Raw genomic sequence first — 18351 nt, forward strand, 5'->3', positions numbered from 1 at the left:
GAACGGACCGGGGGCCGGGGGCGGGCGCGTCGGCTGGTGACCCGTCGCACGGTCAGCACTTCTGGCTGCGCGCCTGGCCGCAGTCCCTCGCCCGTACGTTGTCGACGCGGCCGACGCGGCCCGCCCGGCTGTCCCGTCCGCTGCGGCCGTCGCGCATACGGGTCGCCGCCGGGGGCGGTGCCGGGCCCTCGCGGCTGCGGGTGGAGGTGGACGGGGTCCTGCTCATCGACCTGGACCAGCCCGTGGAGGCCGTGTCGATCACGCCCGGCATCGACGGCGGCGCCGACATCGAGATCCGGCCGGTGTCGATGGACGCCGAGGCGTCCCCGCTGCACGCGGTCGGCCACCGGGTGACCGTGTCCGGCGCGGACTTCCGCTACCGGGCGGATTCCCTGGTGGCGGGGCCGGTACGGACGCGTACGTGGACGGTACGGGAGGGGGCCTGGGGGCTGACGCTGCCGGGGTAAGGGCACCGGTGTGGGTGTCGGTGAGGCCGGGGCGGGGGCGCCCGGTGCGTGCCGGGCGCCCCCTGGCTCACCGGTCAGCAGCTCGCTGCCCAGGTGTGGGAGTCTCCGTCGTCGTTGGCGGCGCCGTTGTAGCCGACCTCCTGGCCGGGCGTGAGGCAGATGGTCATGTGGCCGCCGAGGTTGCCGCTGGAGTACACCTTGACGTGGTCCTTGATGCCGGCGCCGGAGATGCCGTGGTTGGCCCAGGAGGAGTCCTCGTCGGCGATGTTGCTCTCCCACCAGTGGTCGTCGCCCGGCCACTCGATCTTCATGCCGGAGAAGTTGGCGTCCGTCCAGACGCAGAAGTTGCCGCTGCCGCAGGCGGCGGCCTGAGCGGAGCCCGACGACGCGAGGACCACTCCGGCGGAGAGGAGTACGGCGGAGAACAGGGCGGTGAAGCGCTTCACTGTGCTGTTTTTCCCTTCGGGGGTGGGGGGTTGGTACTGCCGATCAGAGAGGTGGCTTCGGTGAGGGCGCGGGCCCGCAGCCGCCGCCAGTCGGCGAGTTCCGTACGGTGTTCCGCGCGGACCTCGGCGAGGGTGCGGTCGGTGTGGGCGGCCTCGGGCTTGAGGTTGTTGACGATCGTCGAGGTGCGGAACCAGCGGCGCTGGTCGCCGTAGAGGCGCCGCTGGGCCGCGGCCAGACAGCCGTCGGTGTGGGCGCGGACGACGTATCCGGTGGGCAGCCGCACCGACAGCTCCGTACGCCCCGCCCCGAACATCGCCTCGGCGACCCGCGCCCGCTCGGCGTCGGGCGGCGCGCTCTGTCCCGGGCGCGGCGGAGTGAGCCCCCGACGGGTCAGGCAGGCGTCGGTCAGCCGCTGGGTCGCGGCCTTGACGACGTCGTCCGGGGAGAGCCGGGGCGGGGCCGGGGCAGCCGAACAGGCGGTACCGGCGGTGAGGAACAGGCCGCAGACGAGGAGCGCGGCGAAGGCCGTACGAGGGCGAGGGTTCATCGTGGGTCCGGTCCGCTCGACGGTTGCCGTCGGTCAGCCCGCCTCGCAGCCCATCCGCGTGTCGCTGACGCCGTCGAACTTCGTCGCCCAGTCGCTCCAGTCGTCGTCGTAGTCGTCGGGGCGGATCTCGCGGTAGAGGCAGCCGCCGCCGGACTTGTAGTGGATGGCGAAGACGCTGACGGGGGCGTGGGAGTCGAAGGAGTACGCGTGGCGCTTCACGCGGGCGTCGGCCTCGCGGTAGCCGCGTGGCGCGTAGTCCCAGGCACCGCCCGGACCCATCTGACCGCGCTCGGGCCAGAAGTACACATGCCCCGGCGGTACGGCGGTGGGGGTGGCCGGCGCGGTGGCCGGGGCCGCCGGGGAGGCGGTGGGGAGGAGGACGGCGAAAGCCGCGGACAGGATGGCGAGTTGGCGCATGGGGTGGATTCCCGGGAATGGTGGTCGGTCGACAGGGGCCAGCCACAGCTGACACGGCGACCTGCCCAGCCCGCACACCGATATGCCCGCTTCCACCCCTTCAGGTGAGCGCGCGGGGGGCGTGCGTCGCCGACGTCGCGACCCTCGACTGAGGGCCGATCACGATAGGCACAACAAGGCCCGCACGAGCGCGCGACACGCCGTCGCAATAGCTTCTCTTCATTGAATTCACGCGACGGGACGCAAGGCCTTTTCCCCGCGTTCCGACGGTTCTTGAGGAGGCGTCAGCCATTCGAATCGAGAGATGACCTGACGGTCGCTCAGGGAAAGGTCCGCCCACGGGACCTCCATCAGGGTGACGACGTGTCAGCCGGTTCCGGACAGAGGCCTCTCTCGAATCAAAGTACCAGCTCATTGCCATATTTTGATGAGGCGTCAGGCACGCCGATCGTCACTCTCCGGGGCGACATTTCATACGGCCGTCCGGCCCTATTTTCACACTGCTCCGGACTTCCTCGACATGACAGCGGAAATGGCCGTCATTACGTTCGTTCTCGTCGGCAGGTCCTGTCGACGAGAACGAAGAGAAGGGGAAGTGCATTGCGCACTCGTAAAGCCACAGTGATCGCCGCCTCCGTCGGCGTGGCAGTCGCGGCCGCCACCGGTGTCACCTACGCCAGCTCCGCCCTGGAGTCCGCCCCCCAGTCCGCCTCGATCGTGCAGGACGCCGCCCCCGTAGCCCCGCGTGGAGGGAACGGCACGGGCACCGAGGCCGGCTCGAACGCCGCGAACGCCCCGGCCGACGCCGGGTCGAAGGAGAGCTGGAGCGGCTCGAAGAAGAGCGAGGGGCGGGGTGAGAGCCGGGGCGAGGGCCGAGGCGAAGGCCGGGGCGGCAACTGGGACGAGGGCCGGATCTACGTCAACGAGCGGTCGTACTCCGCCGACCCGGGTTCCTGCATCGTCGTGATCAACGTGAACAGCCCGCTGGTCCCCCAGGTCAACACCACCAGCTTCAACATCCGGAACGAAAGCGACCGGACCGTCGAATTCTACAGTGGGCTCACCTGTGACAACGGCGCTCCCGTTGCCACGGTAGGCCCTCACAGCTCCAGCAACTCGGTCGCCGGACAGCAGCAGTTGGAGCCTCTTGCTGTCGTGGGTAGCTTCCGCGTGATCAACGGACACCACTGAATCTGACAACGGAGGCCTGAAGGCCTCATCGCACCATCGGAAACCCCGGCTCGCCGTAATCGAGCCGGGGTTCCGGCACGGGACATCCCTCTGGGACGACCTCTTCATGCTAATCCGTGCGGCATGACCATGGGCCGGTGATTACTCCAGCCGTGCTATGCCCTTGGCGTCCTTGGCGGCGGCAGGAAAGGCGTACCAGCCGTGGGGAGAGAGGTACACGAGGGGGCCGTGGGGGTTCTTGTCATCGCGGAGGGCGCGGCCGCCGGTGGTGGTGACGGCGCCCCCGTGGCCCGCATGGACGCCTGCCGCAGGGACGGCGTCTCGTGTCTTCGCTCGATGCGGCCGGGCAAACGACACCGCGCCGCCAGGAAGGCGGCGGGCGCGGTACGGCGGAACGGCTCCGGCCGAGTGAGATCCGTAAGAGCCGGCCGGTCGCGGCCCGGCCTCCGCGGACGACTGGGAGAACTACGCCGCCGGTGACGCCAGGGAAACCGTGACCACCAACGGCGCCGGCCGCCCGACCCCCCGCAACCCGTCCGCGACCATCTCCACCAGCCACACCGCGATGTCCGGCGACCACTCACGGGTACGGCAGCCCAACCGCATCACCTCGCGCATCCCCTCGGTATGCGGGACACGGTCGAGATCGAGCGCCAGTCCCGGCAGGCCACCGCCCGCGACGGACGCGGAGACCTCCACCGCGTCCTGCGCCATGTCCCGCACCGCGTCGCGCACGGCCACCACGTCGTCCTCGCCCAGCCCGCACTCCGTGGGACGGCCGGAGACGGTCACCACCACCGCGTGCCGGGCGTCCGGATCCGCCAGGCCGAACCACGGCGCCAACTCCGTCTGGTGGAAGGCCGTATTGCGCTCGGCCGCCTGCAACGGCAGCAGGGCATGCAGGCCGGTGAACGTCACCTCACCCGCGCGAGCCAACGACTCGGACAGCACCAGGGCGATCGGCCGGACGGGCAGACCCGGACGCGGGGGGGCAGTGAGAACCCCTGCCTGCAGCCAGCCCAGTTGGTGGACCCTGCCGTCGTCGGTCCAGTCTCCGCCGACCTCCTCCTGGGCCCACGCGGTGGGCTCATGGTGAGCCGTGACCTTTCCGCCCTCGGTCAGCCAGGTACTCAGGGTCTGCCAGCCGTAGGAGCCGGCCCGATCGATCGCGAGACCGAGGAGATCTTCCTCCACGGAGCTCTCGGGATCCTGCTCCACCACCCGGTCGAACCACGCATGCCGCTGCAGAATGCCGTGCAGACCGACGATCACGGTGGGGGGAATCACAGGCACTCCCGGAAAACAGGCGGCGCCGGAGGATTCCTCCTCCGGCGCCGCTGTCAGCTCTTCATCACGTGCCACAGTACAGCGTCTGTGTGTCGGTGATCTTCTTGCTGGAGTCGTCCGGATAGCCGACGAGGTCGACGTCGACGATGCTGCGGAAGGAGTTCTTCTGGATCAGATTCGTGCACTTCCAGGCAGCCGGCGTCCGCTTACCGCTTCCGCCGCCGGAGTAGACGGTCTTGGTCCCCGTCTTCAGCGTCCGCCAGCCGACCCCGGACTTGACCTGGAGGTCGACCGTGACCTTGGCCTTGGTCGCCGGCCCGCTCAGACGCTTCCACCAGCCGTGCGCGTTGACGGTCCCGGCGACCGTGTGTGAGAAGTGGACGTCGTCGCCCCGGGTCACAAAAGCGCCCACGCCGGCGGCGGCGGTGTGAGTGCTCTGATGGCTGTAGGAGTTGTCGGGCTGCGGTGTGCTGTTGTCGTCGGCCTGCGCCGGGACGGCTGCGCCAAAGGCCAGCAGGCCGGCGACGGCAGCGGAAGCCACCCCTGTACGTATTCGCATGTAATGCCCCCGTTATTGACTGCTGTTGAGCGACAGTCATCGAATCAGACATGCGATCTTCGCGCATCAGTTTTAATCCGCGATCGAACCCCGCGCCCCGATCCACCACCGGTCGCCGCGAGTTGGCCACGCGCCGCCGACGACTGCACGAGGGCACCGCTCCCGCGCTTCACCCGCGAACCACTGGCCTTCGGCGGGATCTTCGCGTCCGCACAGGGGGAACCGGTCGCCCGGTCCCGCGATCCTCAGCGGAAAGCCAGGTAAGCCCCGAGAGCCACGGGGCAAATAAATCGTTGACAACGGTTTGTTTGTATTCGATGCTGGTCGCATGTCGTCTACCTCGCCGTCGGCCGATGGCGCCGATCCCATCCCTCCCGGCACCCCCGCCGACCCCTTCACACCCCCGAGCGCGGACGGGGCGCGGGCCCAGCGCGTCTACACGTCCCTGTTCCGCATCGCCGAGCGGCACGCGGCCACGGACGAGCAGCGTCACCGCCAGGTCCACCCCCATGTCCTCGGCGCGCACGAGGCGATCAGACTGGTCTCGTACCTGCTCAGCGGCGCCGCCCTCCTCGCCGACGGTGAGGAGGGGGTCGACCGCGCCGACATCACCGCCGCGCTGACTCTCATCCCCCTCGCCCGTGGCGAGATGGACGAACTGGAGGTCGGGCTCCTCGAAATGGCCCGGGGGCGCGGCATGACCTGGCCGGAGATCGCCTTCGGCCTCGGCCTCCAGACCCCCCAGGCGGCGAGGCAGCGCTACGAGCGGCTGGCGAGCCGTACGGAGACGGGCACGGAGACGGGCACGAAGACGGACGCGGAGACGGACGCGGAGAAGACGGACAGGTAGGGGCTGAGGGCGAGGCGGCGCCCGGTCAGTCTCGGCCGAACATCTCGTCGCGGTGGACGCGCCAGCGGCCCATCATCGCTACGACCTCGGTCTCGATGAACTCGAAGAACGCGAGGGTCTCGGAGAGCCGGCGCCCCGCCGGGGTGTCGGCACCCAGGCTGGCGACACCCTCGCGCAACGACACCTCCCACTGCTTGATGATCGCTTCGCGGTTGGTGAGGGCCTCGTACCACTGGTCGCTGTGGACGCGGTAGCGCTCGCGGCGCGAACCGGGCTCGCGTTCGCGTGACACCATGCGCACCTGGGCGAGATAGCGGACCGCTCCGGAGACGGCCGCGGGGCTGATCCGCAGCTGTTCGCCCAGCTCGACGGAGGTCAGCGCGCCGGTGTCGGAGGACAGGAGCGCGGCGAAGACCCGGGCAGGCATACGCTGCATCCCGGCCTCGACGAGCTGCGCCGCGAAGTGCTCGACGAAACGGGAGACCGACTCGGCGTCGCGCCCCACGGCTTCCGCCCCGGCCGCCACTGCGGCCTTCGCTCCGGCCGCCGCTTCGGCCTTCGACTCCGCCATACCTCGATCAGCTCCCTCGGTATCCCCTCGGTGTCCCCTCGATGCGCCCTGGTCAGACACCATGGCCAGCCTACCGGCGATTCACACCCTTCCTTAACTTCACAAATTTCTGAAGTAAGCGTACGTTCTGAACATGACGAAGGCCATCACCGTCTCCGGACTCCACAAGTCCTTCGGGCGGACCCATGCGCTGGACGGCCTCGACCTGACCGTCGAGACCGGCGAGGTCCACGGCTTCCTCGGCCCCAACGGCGCGGGAAAGTCCACCACCATCCGCGTCCTGCTCGGCCTGCTGCGCGCCGACTCGGGCGCCGCGCAGGTGCTGGGCCGCGACCCGTGGGCGGACGCGGTGGAGGTGCACCGCCGGATCGCGTACGTCCCCGGCGACGTGACCCTGTGGCGGAACCTGTCCGGCGGCGAGGTCATCGACCTTTACGGACGGCTGCGCGGCGGGCTGGACGCGGGGCGCCGCGCGGAGCTGCTCGAACGGTTCGAGCTGGACCCGACCAAGAAGGGCCGCACCTACTCCAAGGGCAACCGCCAGAAGGTCGCCCTCGTCGCCGCCTTCGCCTCCGACGTGGACCTCCTCATCCTGGACGAGCCGACCTCGGGCCTGGACCCGCTGATGGAGGAGGTCTTCCAGCGGTGCGTACGGGAGGAGCGCGACCGGGGCCGTACGGTCCTGCTGTCGTCCCACATCCTCAGCGAGGTCGAGGAACTGTGCGACCGGGTGAGCATCATCCGCAAGGGCGTCACCGTCGAGAGCGGTTCCCTCGCCGACCTGCGCCATCTGACCCGCACCACCGTCACCGCCGAACTCGCCGGTCCGCCGGTCGGCCTGACCGGCCTGACCGGCGTCCATGACCTCGACGTCCAGGGCAACCGCGTCCACCTCCAGGTCGACACCGACAAACTCAACGCCGTACTCCGCTCCCTGACCGACTCCGGCGTACGGTCCCTGACGTCCACGCCGCCGACCCTGGAGGAGCTGTTCCTGCGGCACTACCAGGACGACGACGAGCTGGACGACGTACGGGCCGCCGCCAAAACCGTGGCAGGAGAGGCGGTCGCGCGATGACCGCCCCCACCAGCGCCTCCACCAGCGCCTCCGGCACCTCCACCGCCGGCACCTCCACCGCCGGTCTCTTCGCCTCGCGGTCCGGCGGGTCCCGTCAACTGGCTGGTACGGGCACCCTGTTGAGGTTCGCCCTGCGCCGCGACCGTGTGATGGTCCCGGTCTGGGTCGCGGTCACCGGGCTGATGGTCCTGTCCATGCCGAACAGCCTGAACAGTCTGTACGGCACCGCCGCCGAACGCGCCGACCTCATGCGCCAGATGACCACTAACCCGTCGCTGCGTGCCCTGGTCGGCCCCGCCTTCGACGACTCCCTCGGCGCCCTGACCGCCTGGCGCGTCGGCGTCTACGCCGGGCTCCTCGCCGCCGTCATGAGCCTCCTCGTCGTCATCCGCCACACCCGCGACGAGGAGGAGAGCGGCCGCCAGGAACTCGTCGCGTCGGGCATGGTCGGCCGCCGGGCACCGCTGACCGCCGCCCTGCTCACGGCGGCCGTCGCGAACGGCGGACTGGCGTTGCTGGTCACACTCGGGCTGGCCGGGCAGGGCGCTACGGGAGCGGCGGCGTTCGGGCTGGGGATCGCGGGCGTCGGGATGGTGTTCGCGACGATGGCGGCGGCCGTCGCACAGCTGACGGAGAGCGCACGGCTGGCGCGGGGGCTGACGGCGGGCGTGCTGGGCGCGGCGTTCGTGTTGCGGGCGGCCGGTGACGCTTCCGAGAACGAAGGTTCGTCTTTCTTGACGTGGGTGTCGCCGCTGGGGTGGCTGGAAAACGAGCGTTCGTTCGCGGATGAGCGGTGGTGGGTGCTGCTGCTGTTCGTGGCGGCGACGGCGATCCAGGGCGCGGTGGCGTACGGACTCGCCGGGCGCCGCGATGTCGGCATGAGCTTCCTGCCGACCCGGCCGGGACCGGCGGCCGGCCGACTGGGTACGGCCGGCGCCCTGGCCTGGCGGCTGCAGCGGGGCAGCGTCCTCGGCTGGAGCATCGGTTTCTTCCTCGCCGGGGCCGTCTACGGCGGACTGACCGAAGGCACGGCCGACTTCGTCGGCGACAACGAGGGCGCCCGCGAGATCTTCGAACGCATGGGCGGCCAGTCCGGTCTGACCGACGCCTTCCTCGCCTCGATGATCGGCATGCTCGGCCTGATCGCCGCGCTCTACATCGTCGGCACCGTGCTGCGCCTGCACGGTGAGGAGACCTCCGGGCGCGCCGAACCGCTCCTGGCGAACTCGGTGGGCCGGCTCCGCTGGGCCGCCGGACACCTCTTCGTCGCCTTCGGCGGAACCGCGTGGATCATGCTCCTCGCCGGTCTCGGCTTCGCCCTCGGCTACGGCAAGGAGGCCGGCCCGATCCTGGGCGCGTGCCTCGTCCAGGTCGCCGGGGTGTGGGTCATCGGCGGCGCCGCCGTCCTGCTCCACGGGCTCACCCCCCGAGCGGCCACGGCGGCCTGGGGGCTCGCCGGCGCCGTCCTCCTCATCGGCTGGATCGGCCCCGTGCTCAACGCACCCCAAGCCGTCCTCGACCTCTCCCCCTTCGGTCATCTCCCCAAGCTGCCCGGCGGAGAGATGGAGTGGACGCCGGTGCTGGTGCTGGTCGGCATCGCGGTGGTGCTGGTGGCGGGAGGTCTGGCGGGGCTGCGGCGGCGGGATCTGAGCAGCTGAAGGCGGGCACCCAGGAGAACCACGGCCGACCGGGGTGCGTCCCTTCCGTCATGTCGTCATGGACCAACCGGAGCAGCCCGGAGCAGCGAGGCGAGCGGGACGAGCAGGACCAGGGGAACGAGGGACGCGAGGGGGCCGGGGGTGAATCGGCAGAGCACCTTGGGGTGTGGGGGATGTGCGCTGTCAGCGGTGGGCATGTTGGCCGCGACGCTCGCCTGGAGCACCTCGGACCGCACGCGACGCCATCTCCAAGGCGGCTTCGAGGGCGAGGACATGGACTACACCGTCCTCGCCACCGAACTCCCCTTCGTCGCCCTGGCAGGCGCCGCCCTCCCGGCCGCCGCCTGCCTGGTGATCGCGCTGTTGCGCGCCCGGCGACGGGGGTCGGGGGCGGAGTCCGGGCGGGGGCCCGCGTCGGGGTCGGGGTCGGGGTCGGGCGGTGGGGACTTCTCAGATCTCGACGGCTAGGCCGTCCAGGCCCCGGATCACGAAGTTCGGCTTCCGTGTCGGCTCGGTGGCGAGGGCGAGCGTCGGGGCCTTGGTCAGGAGGGCCGTCATCGAGGCCGCCAGTTCGATACGGGCGAGGGGGGCGCCGATGCAGTAGTGGATGCCCGCGCTGAAGGAGATGTGCGGGTTCTCCTCACGGGTGAGGTCCAGCTTCTCGGGGTTGGCGAACACGGACGGGTCGTGGTTGGCCGAGCCGAACAGCATCGCGATCTCCGCGCCCCTCGGGACCGTCGTCCCGTCGATCTCGATGTCGTCCAGCACCCACCGCTCGAACAGCTGCAGCGGGGTGTCGTACCGCATCAGCTCCTCCACCGCCGCAGGCACCAGCGAGTGGTCCGCGCGCAGGGTCGCCAACTGCTCCGGGTTCCGGAACAGCGCCCACCAGCCGTTCACCGTGGCGTTGACCGTCGCCTCGTGGCCCGCGTTCAGCAGCAGCACACAGGTCGAGATCATCTCCTGCTCGGTGAGGCGGTCGCCCTCGTCGTGTGCGGCGATCAGGCCCGAGATCAGGTCCTCGCCCGGCTCCGCCCGACGGTGCTCGATCAGCTCCCGCAAATACTCCGAGAACTCCACCGACGCCCGCACCGCCCGCTTCGCCGTCTCCTCCGACGGGCTCAGCTCGTACATCCCGCAGATGTCCGCCGACCAGGGCCGCAGCGGTGCCCGGTCCGACTCGGGGATACCGAGCATCTCGGCGATGACCGCCACCGGAAGCGGCTCCGCGACATCCGTCAGCAGATCGCCCCCGCCCGCGTCGACCAGCCCGGCCACCAGCTCACCGGCCAGGTTCTCCACGTACGGCTTCAGCCGCTCCACCGTGCGTGGTGTAAACGCCTTCGACACCAGCCGCCGGATCCGTGTGTGGTCCGGGGGTTCCAGGTCGAGCATCCCGTGGTCGTTCAGCGTGTGGAACGGCTCGTGCTCCGCCGGCGGCGCGCCCCGGCCGAAGTCCTCGTGCGTGAACCGGTGCTGGTACGTCCTCCCGAGCCGACGGTCCCGCAGCAGCGCCGAGACGTCCGCGTGGTGCGGGACGAGCCACTGGTTCGTGGGCTCGAAGTACTGCACGCGGCCCCGGGCCCGCAGCTCCGCGTACGCCGGGTACGGGTCGGCCACGAAGTCGGGGTCCCACGGGTCGAAAGCAAGGTCGGAAGCAGCTGCCATGACCGGACGCTAACCCGCGAGCGGGCCCCATGAACAGGGGGAACCAGTGTGTGACCTCGACAAAGCCTCTTCCGGGGCCCTGTCAGCCGGGAGTGACCAACCTCGCCTCGTAGGCGAACACCGCCGCCTGGGTGCGGTCGCGCAGGCCCAGCTTGACCAGGATCCGGCTCACATGGGTCTTGATCGTGGACTCGGCGACCACCAGGCGCTCGGCTATCTCCAGATTGGACAGCCCCTGGGCGATGAGGACCAGGACCTCGGTCTCGCGGTCGGTGAGTTCGCCGTACGCCAGCTGGGTGGCCGCCGAGGGGCGGGGGGCCTGGGCCAGCTTGGAGAACTCCGTGATCAGGCGCCTGGTGACGGACGGGGCGAGGAGCGCCTCCCCGGCGGCCACCACACGGACCCCGTCGGCCAGTTGGCGGGCGGAGGCGTCCTTGAGGAGGAAGCCGGAGGCTCCCGCGCGCAGCGCCTGGTACACGTACTCGTCGAGGTCGAACGTGGTCAGGACCAACACCTTCGCCCCGCCGTTCGACGCGACGATCTCCCGGGTGGCCTCGATGCCATTCAGCTCGGGCATCCGGATGTCCATCAGGACGACGTCCGGCGACAGCTCCCGGACCCGCTCGACCGCGTCCCGGCCGTTCACCGCCTCACCGACCACCTCGATGTCCGGCATCGCGCCGAGCAGCACGGAGAAGCCCTCGCGAACCATCATCTGGTCGTCGGCGATCAGCACGCGGATCGTCATGCGTCGGCCTCGCTCACGCTGGACACCGGCAGGAACACCGTCACCTCGTAGCCTCCGTCCTCCGTATCGCCCGTCGTCATCTCGCCGTTCAGCATGGTGACGCGCTCGCGCATGCCGGTGAGGCCGTGGCCGGTGCCGTGCGTGGACTTCACCATGCTCACCTCCGGCGACGGGCCGTTGACTATGCGCAGCCCGAGGCCGCCCAGGACATAGCCGATCTCCACGCGGGCCGTGGCGCCCGGCGCGTGCCGCAGCGTGTTGCTGAGGGCTTCCTGCACTATGCGGTACGCCGACAGCTCCACGCCCTGCGGTAGCTCACGGACCGCTCCGGTGACCGCCTTGTCGACCGTCAGGCCGGCCTCCCGCACGTTGGCGAGCAGGCCGTCGAGGTCGGCGAGGGTGGGCTGCGGGGCGTCCGGGGCCTCGTAGTCCTCGGCGCGGACCACTCCGAGGACACGGCGCAGCTCGGTGAGCGCCGCCACCGCGTTCTCCCGGATCGTGACGAAGGCCTGCTCCAGCTCCGGCGGCGGGTTCTCCACACGGTAGGGCGCTGCCTCGGCCTGGATGGCGACCACCGACATGTGGTGGGCGACCACGTCGTGCAGCTCGCGCGCGATCGTGGTGCGCTCCTCCAGGAGGGTGCGCTTGGAGCGCTCGTGCTCGGTCACCGTCTGCTGCGCGGTCACCTCGTGCTGAGCCGTGCGGCGTATGGTCAGGGCGGAGGCGGCCAGCAAGGACATGGCGGAGACGACGAGCAGCGGGCTCGTGTTGTTCGGCGCGTAGTGGCCGCCGCCGATGATGCTCTCCAAGAACGCCCCGTACGCCGCGGTCAGGCCCCACATCCAGGCGGCTACGCGCGGCCGCGTGCGCAAGGCCACGACCGTCATCACCACGAGGTGGGCCGCAAAGCTGCCGGCCGTCCACGGCCAGTCGTCCCACAGATCGGTGCCCACCGCGGCGAAAGGGGCCGCGATCATGGACACCCAGAAGGCTGCCACGGGTCTGATCATGGTCAGCAGGACCGGAATCAGGGCGAAGGCGGCAGCCACCATCGCGGTGAGCCCGCTTCCGTCGCTGGCGGAGGCGGCGATGGCCATCGAGAGCAGGCCGGCCATCACCACGGCCGCGTGCGGGGCCCAGGCCCCGTATTCGCGCAGGCGGCCGGAGAGCCGGCTGGTGAACGGGCCGTCCATCTTCATCGGGGGCATCGGTCGGTAGGCGAACCCGTCGTGGAACAGGTCCTGGCGTAGCCTGCGCCACGCGTCCATGGCCACCCGGAACTCCGGGCTGCTGCTCGGCTTGCCCTCACCGCGCAAGGGCATCGTGTGCGTCTGGGTCGTCTCGGTCACGTTGAAAACGGTAGGCGGAGGGCCGGGCCGGCGTCGTCACCAGTGAGGAGGGTCTGTCCGAGTCCGTCTCAGGTACTACGGGTCATACGTGGTCGGCGTGTGTCCGTGACCGATAGACCGTGTCCGTGACCGATAGACCGTGTCCGTGACCGATAGACCGTGTCCGTGTCCGGCGGTGGTGGGCGGTGGCGGGCGTTCAGTAGCCCGTGGGGCGGACCAGGCCCGACTCGTAGGCGAAGACCGCTGCCTGGGTGCGGTCGCGCAGGCCCAGTTTGACCAGGATGCGGCCCACGTGGGTCTTCACGGTCTGTTCGGCGACGACGAGGCGCTGGGCGATCTCGGCGTTGGACAGGCCCTGGGCGATCAGGGTGAGCACCTCGGTCTCCCGCTCGGTCAGGTCGCCGACGCGGGCCTTGAGGGGGGCGCGGGGTGTGGTGCCGAGGCGGGAGAACTCGGCGATGAGGCGGCGGGTGATGCCGGGTGCGAGCAGGGCGTCGCCCGCCGCGACGACCCGTACCGCCTCGGCGAGCTGGTCGGCGGAGGCGTCCTTGAGGAGGAAGCCGGACGCGCCGGCGCGCAGCGCCTCGTAGACGTACTCGTCGAGGTCGAAGGTGGTGAGGACGAGGACCCTGATGTGCGGGCGCTCGGTGGTGATGCGCCGGGTGGCCTCGATGCCGCCCAGCTCGGGCATCCGGATGTCCATCAGGACGACGTCCGGCGCGAGTTCGGCGACCTTGTCGATCGCGTCGAGGCCGTGCACCGCTTGGCCGACGACGTCGATGTCGGGCTGGGTGTTGAGCAGCACCGAGAAGCCCTGGCGGACCATCTGCTGGTCGTCGGCGATCAGTACACGGATGGTGCTGCTCGTCATGGACGCTTTTCTCCTGTCGTGTCCGGTGTCTGCTCCCAGAGCTCGCTGCCGGGTTCGCCGTTACGCGGAAGGAAGGCCACGACGGCGAAGCCGCCGTGGGAGGTCTCGGTCGCCATGAGGGTGCCACCGAGCATCGCGGCACGCTCACGCATACCGAGGAGCCCGTGGCCGGCGCCGGGGAACGGTGGGGCCTTGCGGGCGGGACGCGAGTTGATCACCCGTACCTGCAGGCCGCGCGGGAAGTGGGTGAGCTCCACCCGAACGGTCGACCCGGGCGCGTGCCGCAGGGCGTTGCTGAGCGCCTCCTGCACTATCCGGTACGCCGACAGTTCCACGCCCGGCGGCAGCGGGTTCACCTCGCCGTGGATCTCGGTGACGACCGCCAGACCGGCCGCGCGGGTGTTGTCGATGAGCGCGTCGAGACGGTCCAGAGTGGGCTGCGGGGCGTGCGGGGCGGTGCCTTCGGTGAGGGCCGCTATCCGGTGCGGGTCGTCGGGGTCGGCGTCCGGGTCGTTCTCCGAGCGCAGGACGCCGAGGACGCGGCGGAGCTCGGTGAGGGCCTCCAGCGCGTTCTGCCGGATGCCGTGGAGGTTCTCCTTCAGTTCCTCGGACGGGTTCTCCACCAGGTGCGGGGCGACCTGGGCCTGGATGGAGATCACCGACATGTGGTGGGCGACCACGTCGTGCAGCTCGCGCGCGATGCGGCTGCGTTCCTCCAGGACGGTGCGGCGGGCGCGTTCCTCGGCGGTCATGCTCGTCTGCTCGACGAGTTGGGTACGGGCCTCACGGCGGCCGCGCAGGGCGCCACCGAGGATGGTGACACCCGTGAACATCGCCAGCGCCAACGCGCCCGACGGCACGTAGTTCTGACCGCCGACCAGCCCCTGGAGGACGTACGTGGCCAGCGCGGTGAGGGCCAGCACCTCGACGGCCACGCGGGTGGGCAACCGCAGCGCGAGCAGGAACAGCACCATGGTGTGTGCGAAGATCCCGGGCCCGCTCCACGGCCAGAAAGGGGCGTCCGAAGTCGGGTTGGAGATCTGGTGTACGCGGGCGCCCATGGCCGCCACGGCCATGACCGTGGTCGACAGCCACCACGCCGGAACCGGCCACCACAGCGCGAGCGCCACCGCCGCTCCCTGCGCGGCCGCGCACAGCAGGCCGTACTCCATGCCCAGGCCGTACCCGTCGACCATGTAATCGGCGTTGGCCACCGTGGTGCCGAACGCGAACAGGAAGACCAGGCCGTGCGGCAGCCAGCGGAGCCAGACCGACGGGGGCAGTGGGTGCGACGTGCCACTCCACAGGTCTTCGCGCAGCATCTGTAGGACCTTGGTCAGCCGCTTCTCCACCGCACTCATCCGCACCACCCTAGGCATGACGGACCGCCTTGGTCTCCGTCTTATTCGACTGCCGCGTGCTGTCATGCCGCTGCGTGCCGTGAGGCTGCCGCGTGCCTGCCGATCGCCGTGGCCCTTGGGGCTGTTGCCGCCGCTGGACGCGCACCACCCGGGAGCCCCCGCGGGTACGGGGACGGCGGTTCTCGTACCCGTGGAAGGCGGCCCGGCAGACCAGCAGCGCCAGGGCGAACACCGGTAGCCAGGCGAGGCGGGCGGCCACCCAGCTGAGGTCGTCGGGGAGGGTGTGCAGGCCGGGGAGACGGCCTGCCGCGAGGCCGGTGGCGGTGGTCGCCATCAGCGCGGTCTGGTGCCAGAGGAACACCGTCATCGCCGAGAGGTTGACGAGGGCCACCGCCGCCCAGGCCATGGGCCGTCGCCGCAGCATGCGGCGGAGCGGGCCGCGCAGCAGCAGGGCGAGTCCGCACTGGGCCAGGCCGAAGGTGACGGCGGCCAGGGTGGGTGGGTTGAGGTTGGAGATCTGCGCGCCGGGGACGCCGACCATCGACGCCGGGTAGCCGGCCCAGATGATCAGGGCCGCCGTCGCCGTCGTACCCGACACCAGCAGGGTCCAGCCTGCGCGCGAGCGCTCCAGTTCGCCTCGGGTCCAGGCCGCGCCCAGGGTGTACGGGACCAGCCAGCCCGCCGCCAGGTTGATCCAGCCGAGGCCCTGGGGGCCGCCGAGGCCGAATCGGATGAGGTCCACGTGAAGGACGACGGCCAGGGGCCACAGCGGGTTGAGGCGGGTCAGCAGAGGTGTCGCTGCCGTCAGGGCGGCGAAGACCAGAAGGAACCACAGCGGGGACAGGGCCAGTTTCGCGAGGGTGTGGACCGTGTCGACGCTGGCGCCTGTGGCCAGGAGGGTGATCGTGACCGCCGTCCAGAGGGTCATGAGGGCGGCGACCGGGAGGAACAGACGGGCCAGGCGGGTGCGCAGCCATGGGGTGTACGTGGTGCCGTGGGCTCGGGCCGAGGTGTAGCTCTTCGTGGCTACGTGGCCGCCCACCAGGAAGAAGACGGCGAGGGTCTGGAAGAGCCAGGAGATGGGGGCCAGTTGGGGCATGTGCTGGAGGGGACTGGCGGCGTGGAGGGTGTTGCCGTCCGCGACGAGGGCGGTGACCAGCCAGTGACCCAGGATTATGCCGAGTATGGCGAGGGCCCGGAGGGCGTCCACTGCGCGGTCTCGGTGGGGTGGGGTGGCGGTGTCGATGTGGTGGGCGGCTCGGCGGATGGCGGCGAGACGGGATCGGAGGCGTTCGGTGTGGGTGGGTCGTGCGGGTGCCTTGGGGTGCACCCGACCTTCGGCCTGGTCGGGGTCCCCACCCGCGCCGTCCGTGCGGGAACCGTGGTCGGGTGTGGGTGGCCCTTCTGGGGGTTGGGCGTGATGGGCGGCTGAGGCCCGCGCTTCAGCCGCACCCCGGGCATTGACACCACTCCTGGCTTCCGCCCCAGCACCAGCCCCGACTCCCGCTGCTGCTCCTACTTCTGCTGCTCCTACTTCTGCTGCTCCTACTTCTGCTGCTGCTGGAGTTTGGGGAGTCCTGGGCGTGGGGGTGTGGTCACGCATGGGTTACCTCCGAGGGGGCGCCTTGGGCTATGCGGGCGAGGTTTTTCAGGGAGGTGGAGTTGGGGGTGAAGTAGCCGCTGTGGCCGGCGGGGCCTGCGGTGAAGACGTGGGCGCCGAAAGAGGGGGACGTGGGGTCGGAGCCGAAGCCGAGGGTGGTACCGAAGAGGTCGGTTCGGGTGTGGGGGACCATGCCGATCCAGTCGTCGGTGCCCCGGGCCGCCCATACGCGTGCCGAGGTGTGCAGGGCGGCCGCGCTGTCCGCGCCGGTGCCGGGGCTGCCGATCAGTGCCATGTCGTCGACGTCGTCGAGATCGGTGACGGCGCGGGCGCAGACGACCGAGCCGTAGGAGTGGCAGAGGAGGGCGACGCCGGTGGAGTCGCCCACCAGGCCTCGCAGTTCGCGTATGAACGTGCGGAGGTGAGGGGCCGCCCGTTCGGCTCGGGTGGGCGTGAGGACCGTTGCGCTGATGGTTCCGGGTGTTTCGTAGCCGAGCCAGGCGATCACCGCTGTGTCCGGGCCCGTGCGGTCGTACAGGGCCTGTGCGGCTCTGTGGAAGCGGTCGTATGTGTCCAGGCTCGTGTCAGAGCCCGGGACCAGGACCGCTATGTGGTCGGCCTTCAGCAGGTCGCCCAGGACTTCCACCGCCCGGCCGGGACCCCGGCCGTCGAACGTCAGGAGTTGCCGGGCAGGAGCCGCCATCCACCGGTCGGTCGCGGCCCGGCTTCGGTCGCCGTGGGCTTCGGCCATGCGGGCCGCCACCGCGGCGTTCTCACGGTTGGCCTCGTACGTCGACCGGAGGGTCGTCGGGGTCGGCGGGGTGAGTGTTGCCGGGGGCGGGGCGGGGATCTGCGGCCGGGCCTCGGCGGAGAGGGGGGCGATCACGGCCGTCGCCACCAGGAGGGCGAGCAGTGTTCGCCGTAGCCGGGCCGGCCAGGAGGGCCGGAACCAGGGTGCGGCGTGCCGGGAGGCGTCGGGTCGGGGGTCCGCCGGTGTGGGGGACGGTCGGGGTGGTTGTGCCGTCGGGCGTGGTTCCGTGGATGGCCGAAGGTCTGCCTCCGGCCATGTCGCGACCCCCATGTCACCCGCCCCTTCCCTTCGGGCCGCCCGTCCATCGGGCCGCTCTGGGGAAGAAGTTATGGATCGAGGCTCGTCGTCGGCGTCACGCCAGAGAGCTCATTCGGGATGTAGCCCTCAGGTATTACGGGTATCAGCGGGGAGGAGCCTGGACGGTGGCGGGGGGCCGTGTCAGGGCACCGTTCACCAGGCCAGTTGCGAGATTTCCTCCACCACCACGGCGCACGCGTCCGCCGCCGGGTCGATGAGGGGGAAGTGCCCCACGTCCTCCAGCAGGGTCAGGCCCACCACCTCGCCCGCCTTGGCCGCGGCGTCGGCGTACGCCTCGGCGACGGCCTGCGGGACGACGATGTCGGAGCGGCCCTGGACGAGGGCCGTGGCGATGCCGGTCGGGAGGAGGAGCGCGGGGTCGGCGTAGGGACGGCGGTCGGTGAACTTGTCCTGCCCGCCGAGGAGTTGGGTCGCCGCGCCGCCACAGACGTCCAGCTTCTCGGCCACGCCGAAGTCGGCGATGGGGGCCAGGGCGACGACTCCGCGCAGGGGGGCGGGGCGGGGGGTGCGCCACGGCGCGCCGGACGGGAGTACGTGGCGGGCCGCGGCCCAC

At 70.8% G+C, this 18351-nt stretch carries 18 protein-coding genes and 2 pseudogenes; 6 read left to right on the top strand and 14 right to left on the bottom strand.

The genetic code is table 11. The features are described from left to right. Positions 1-467, top strand: a pseudogene (locus tag AWZ10_RS12175) (diacylglycerol kinase); the annotation flags it as partial. 74 nt (positions 468-541) lie between these two features. Here AWZ10_RS12175 and AWZ10_RS12180 read toward each other — a convergent pair. The 3 genes from AWZ10_RS12180 to AWZ10_RS12190 are packed head-to-tail and all read right to left on the bottom strand — an operon-like array spanning position 542 to position 1878. Continuing rightward, on the bottom strand, positions 542-913 hold the full coding sequence (locus tag AWZ10_RS12180) for a peptidase inhibitor family I36 protein (RefSeq protein WP_037702706.1): 372 nt from the start codon (positions 911-913) through the stop codon (positions 542-544). Then, a complete protein-coding gene (locus AWZ10_RS12185) occupies positions 910-1461 on the bottom strand; it encodes a hypothetical protein (protein WP_060891066.1) in 552 nt (183 codons plus the stop codon). The genes AWZ10_RS12180 and AWZ10_RS12185 overlap by 4 nt, the downstream gene beginning before the upstream one ends. 33 nt (positions 1462-1494) lie before the next feature. Further along, positions 1495-1878, bottom strand: a complete 384-nt coding sequence (locus AWZ10_RS12190; protein ID WP_060891067.1) for a hypothetical protein — start codon at positions 1876-1878, stop codon at positions 1495-1497. 600 nt (positions 1879-2478) lie between these two features. Here AWZ10_RS12190 and AWZ10_RS12195 point away from each other — a divergent pair. After that, a complete protein-coding gene (locus AWZ10_RS12195) occupies positions 2479-3069 on the top strand; it encodes a hypothetical protein (protein ID WP_244172469.1) in 591 nt (196 codons plus the stop codon). A gap of 465 nt (positions 3070-3534) precedes the next feature. On the opposite strand, the gene AWZ10_RS12200 is transcribed toward AWZ10_RS12195, so the two are convergent. Continuing rightward, positions 3535-4356 (bottom strand): hypothetical protein, encoded by an 822-nt coding sequence (locus tag AWZ10_RS12200; protein WP_060891069.1) that lies wholly within the window; start codon positions 4354-4356, stop codon positions 3535-3537. Between the two features lie 64 nt (positions 4357-4420). Continuing rightward, positions 4421-4915, bottom strand: coding sequence for a hypothetical protein (locus tag AWZ10_RS12205; protein WP_208618486.1), 495 nt, complete (start codon positions 4913-4915; stop codon positions 4421-4423). A 328-nt stretch (positions 4916-5243) separates the two neighbouring features. Between AWZ10_RS12205 and AWZ10_RS12210 the strand changes: the two genes are divergently transcribed. Next, positions 5244-5765 (top strand): hypothetical protein, encoded by a 522-nt coding sequence (locus tag AWZ10_RS12210; protein ID WP_060891070.1) that lies wholly within the window; start codon positions 5244-5246, stop codon positions 5763-5765. A gap of 25 nt (positions 5766-5790) precedes the next feature. Here AWZ10_RS12210 and AWZ10_RS12215 read toward each other — a convergent pair whose 3' ends face one another. After that, on the bottom strand, positions 5791-6336 hold the full coding sequence (locus tag AWZ10_RS12215) for a GbsR/MarR family transcriptional regulator (RefSeq protein ID WP_079104347.1): 546 nt from the start codon (positions 6334-6336) through the stop codon (positions 5791-5793). Between the two features lie 133 nt (positions 6337-6469). Between AWZ10_RS12215 and AWZ10_RS12220 the strand changes: the two genes are divergently transcribed. The 3 genes from AWZ10_RS12220 (at position 6470) to AWZ10_RS46880 (ending at position 9540) form a co-directional block, all read left to right on the top strand. Then, positions 6470-7414 (top strand): ABC transporter ATP-binding protein, encoded by a 945-nt coding sequence (locus tag AWZ10_RS12220; RefSeq protein WP_046709021.1) that lies wholly within the window; start codon positions 6470-6472, stop codon positions 7412-7414. After that, the gene (locus AWZ10_RS12225; RefSeq protein WP_060891072.1) at positions 7411-9072 is read left to right on the top strand and encodes an ABC transporter permease; all 1662 of its coding nucleotides are present in this window, start codon (positions 7411-7413) and stop codon (positions 9070-9072) included. The genes AWZ10_RS12220 and AWZ10_RS12225 overlap by 4 nt, the downstream gene beginning before the upstream one ends. A 189-nt stretch (positions 9073-9261) precedes the next feature. Beyond that, complete coding sequence (locus AWZ10_RS46880) at positions 9262-9540, top strand: hypothetical protein (RefSeq protein WP_079104348.1); 279 nt, start codon at positions 9262-9264, stop codon at positions 9538-9540. Here the strand turns inward: AWZ10_RS46880 and AWZ10_RS12235 are convergent. The 8 genes and pseudogenes from AWZ10_RS12235 to AWZ10_RS12270 form a co-directional block, all read right to left on the bottom strand. After that, positions 9523-10740 carry a cytochrome P450 gene (locus AWZ10_RS12235; protein ID WP_060891073.1) on the bottom strand — a complete coding sequence of 406 codons (1218 nt, stop codon included), beginning with the start codon at positions 10738-10740 and terminating at the stop codon, positions 9523-9525. The genes AWZ10_RS46880 and AWZ10_RS12235 overlap by 18 nt on opposite strands. A gap of 82 nt (positions 10741-10822) precedes the next feature. Further along, entirely contained in the window at positions 10823-11488 is a 666-nt protein-coding gene (locus tag AWZ10_RS12240) for a response regulator (protein WP_046707645.1), read from the bottom strand. Further along, positions 11485-12837 carry a sensor histidine kinase gene (locus tag AWZ10_RS12245; protein WP_046707646.1) on the bottom strand — a complete coding sequence of 451 codons (1353 nt, stop codon included), beginning with the start codon at positions 12835-12837 and terminating at the stop codon, positions 11485-11487. Before AWZ10_RS12245 ends, AWZ10_RS12240 begins: the two co-directional genes overlap by 4 nt. Positions 12838-13033: 196 nt before the next feature. Beyond that, the gene (locus AWZ10_RS12250; RefSeq protein ID WP_046707647.1) at positions 13034-13708 is read right to left on the bottom strand and encodes a response regulator; all 675 of its coding nucleotides are present in this window, start codon (positions 13706-13708) and stop codon (positions 13034-13036) included. Continuing rightward, positions 13705-15069 carry a sensor histidine kinase gene (locus tag AWZ10_RS12255; protein ID WP_234361116.1) on the bottom strand — a complete coding sequence of 455 codons (1365 nt, stop codon included), beginning with the start codon at positions 15067-15069 and terminating at the stop codon, positions 13705-13707. The genes AWZ10_RS12250 and AWZ10_RS12255 overlap by 4 nt, the downstream gene beginning before the upstream one ends. Before the next feature lie 10 nt (positions 15070-15079). Then, positions 15080-16399 carry an acyltransferase family protein gene (locus AWZ10_RS12260; protein WP_078935672.1) on the bottom strand — a complete coding sequence of 440 codons (1320 nt, stop codon included), beginning with the start codon at positions 16397-16399 and terminating at the stop codon, positions 15080-15082. 265 nt (positions 16400-16664) lie between these two features. Continuing rightward, a complete protein-coding gene (locus AWZ10_RS12265) occupies positions 16665-17567 on the bottom strand; it encodes an alpha/beta hydrolase (RefSeq protein ID WP_425264487.1) in 903 nt (300 codons plus the stop codon). A 363-nt stretch (positions 17568-17930) separates the two neighbouring features. After that, a pseudogene (locus tag AWZ10_RS12270) lies at positions 17931-18351 on the bottom strand (alpha/beta hydrolase); the annotation flags it as partial.

Source organism: Streptomyces europaeiscabiei, from assembly GCF_001550375.1.
GTDB lineage: Bacteria > Actinomycetota > Actinomycetes > Streptomycetales > Streptomycetaceae > Streptomyces > Streptomyces europaeiscabiei.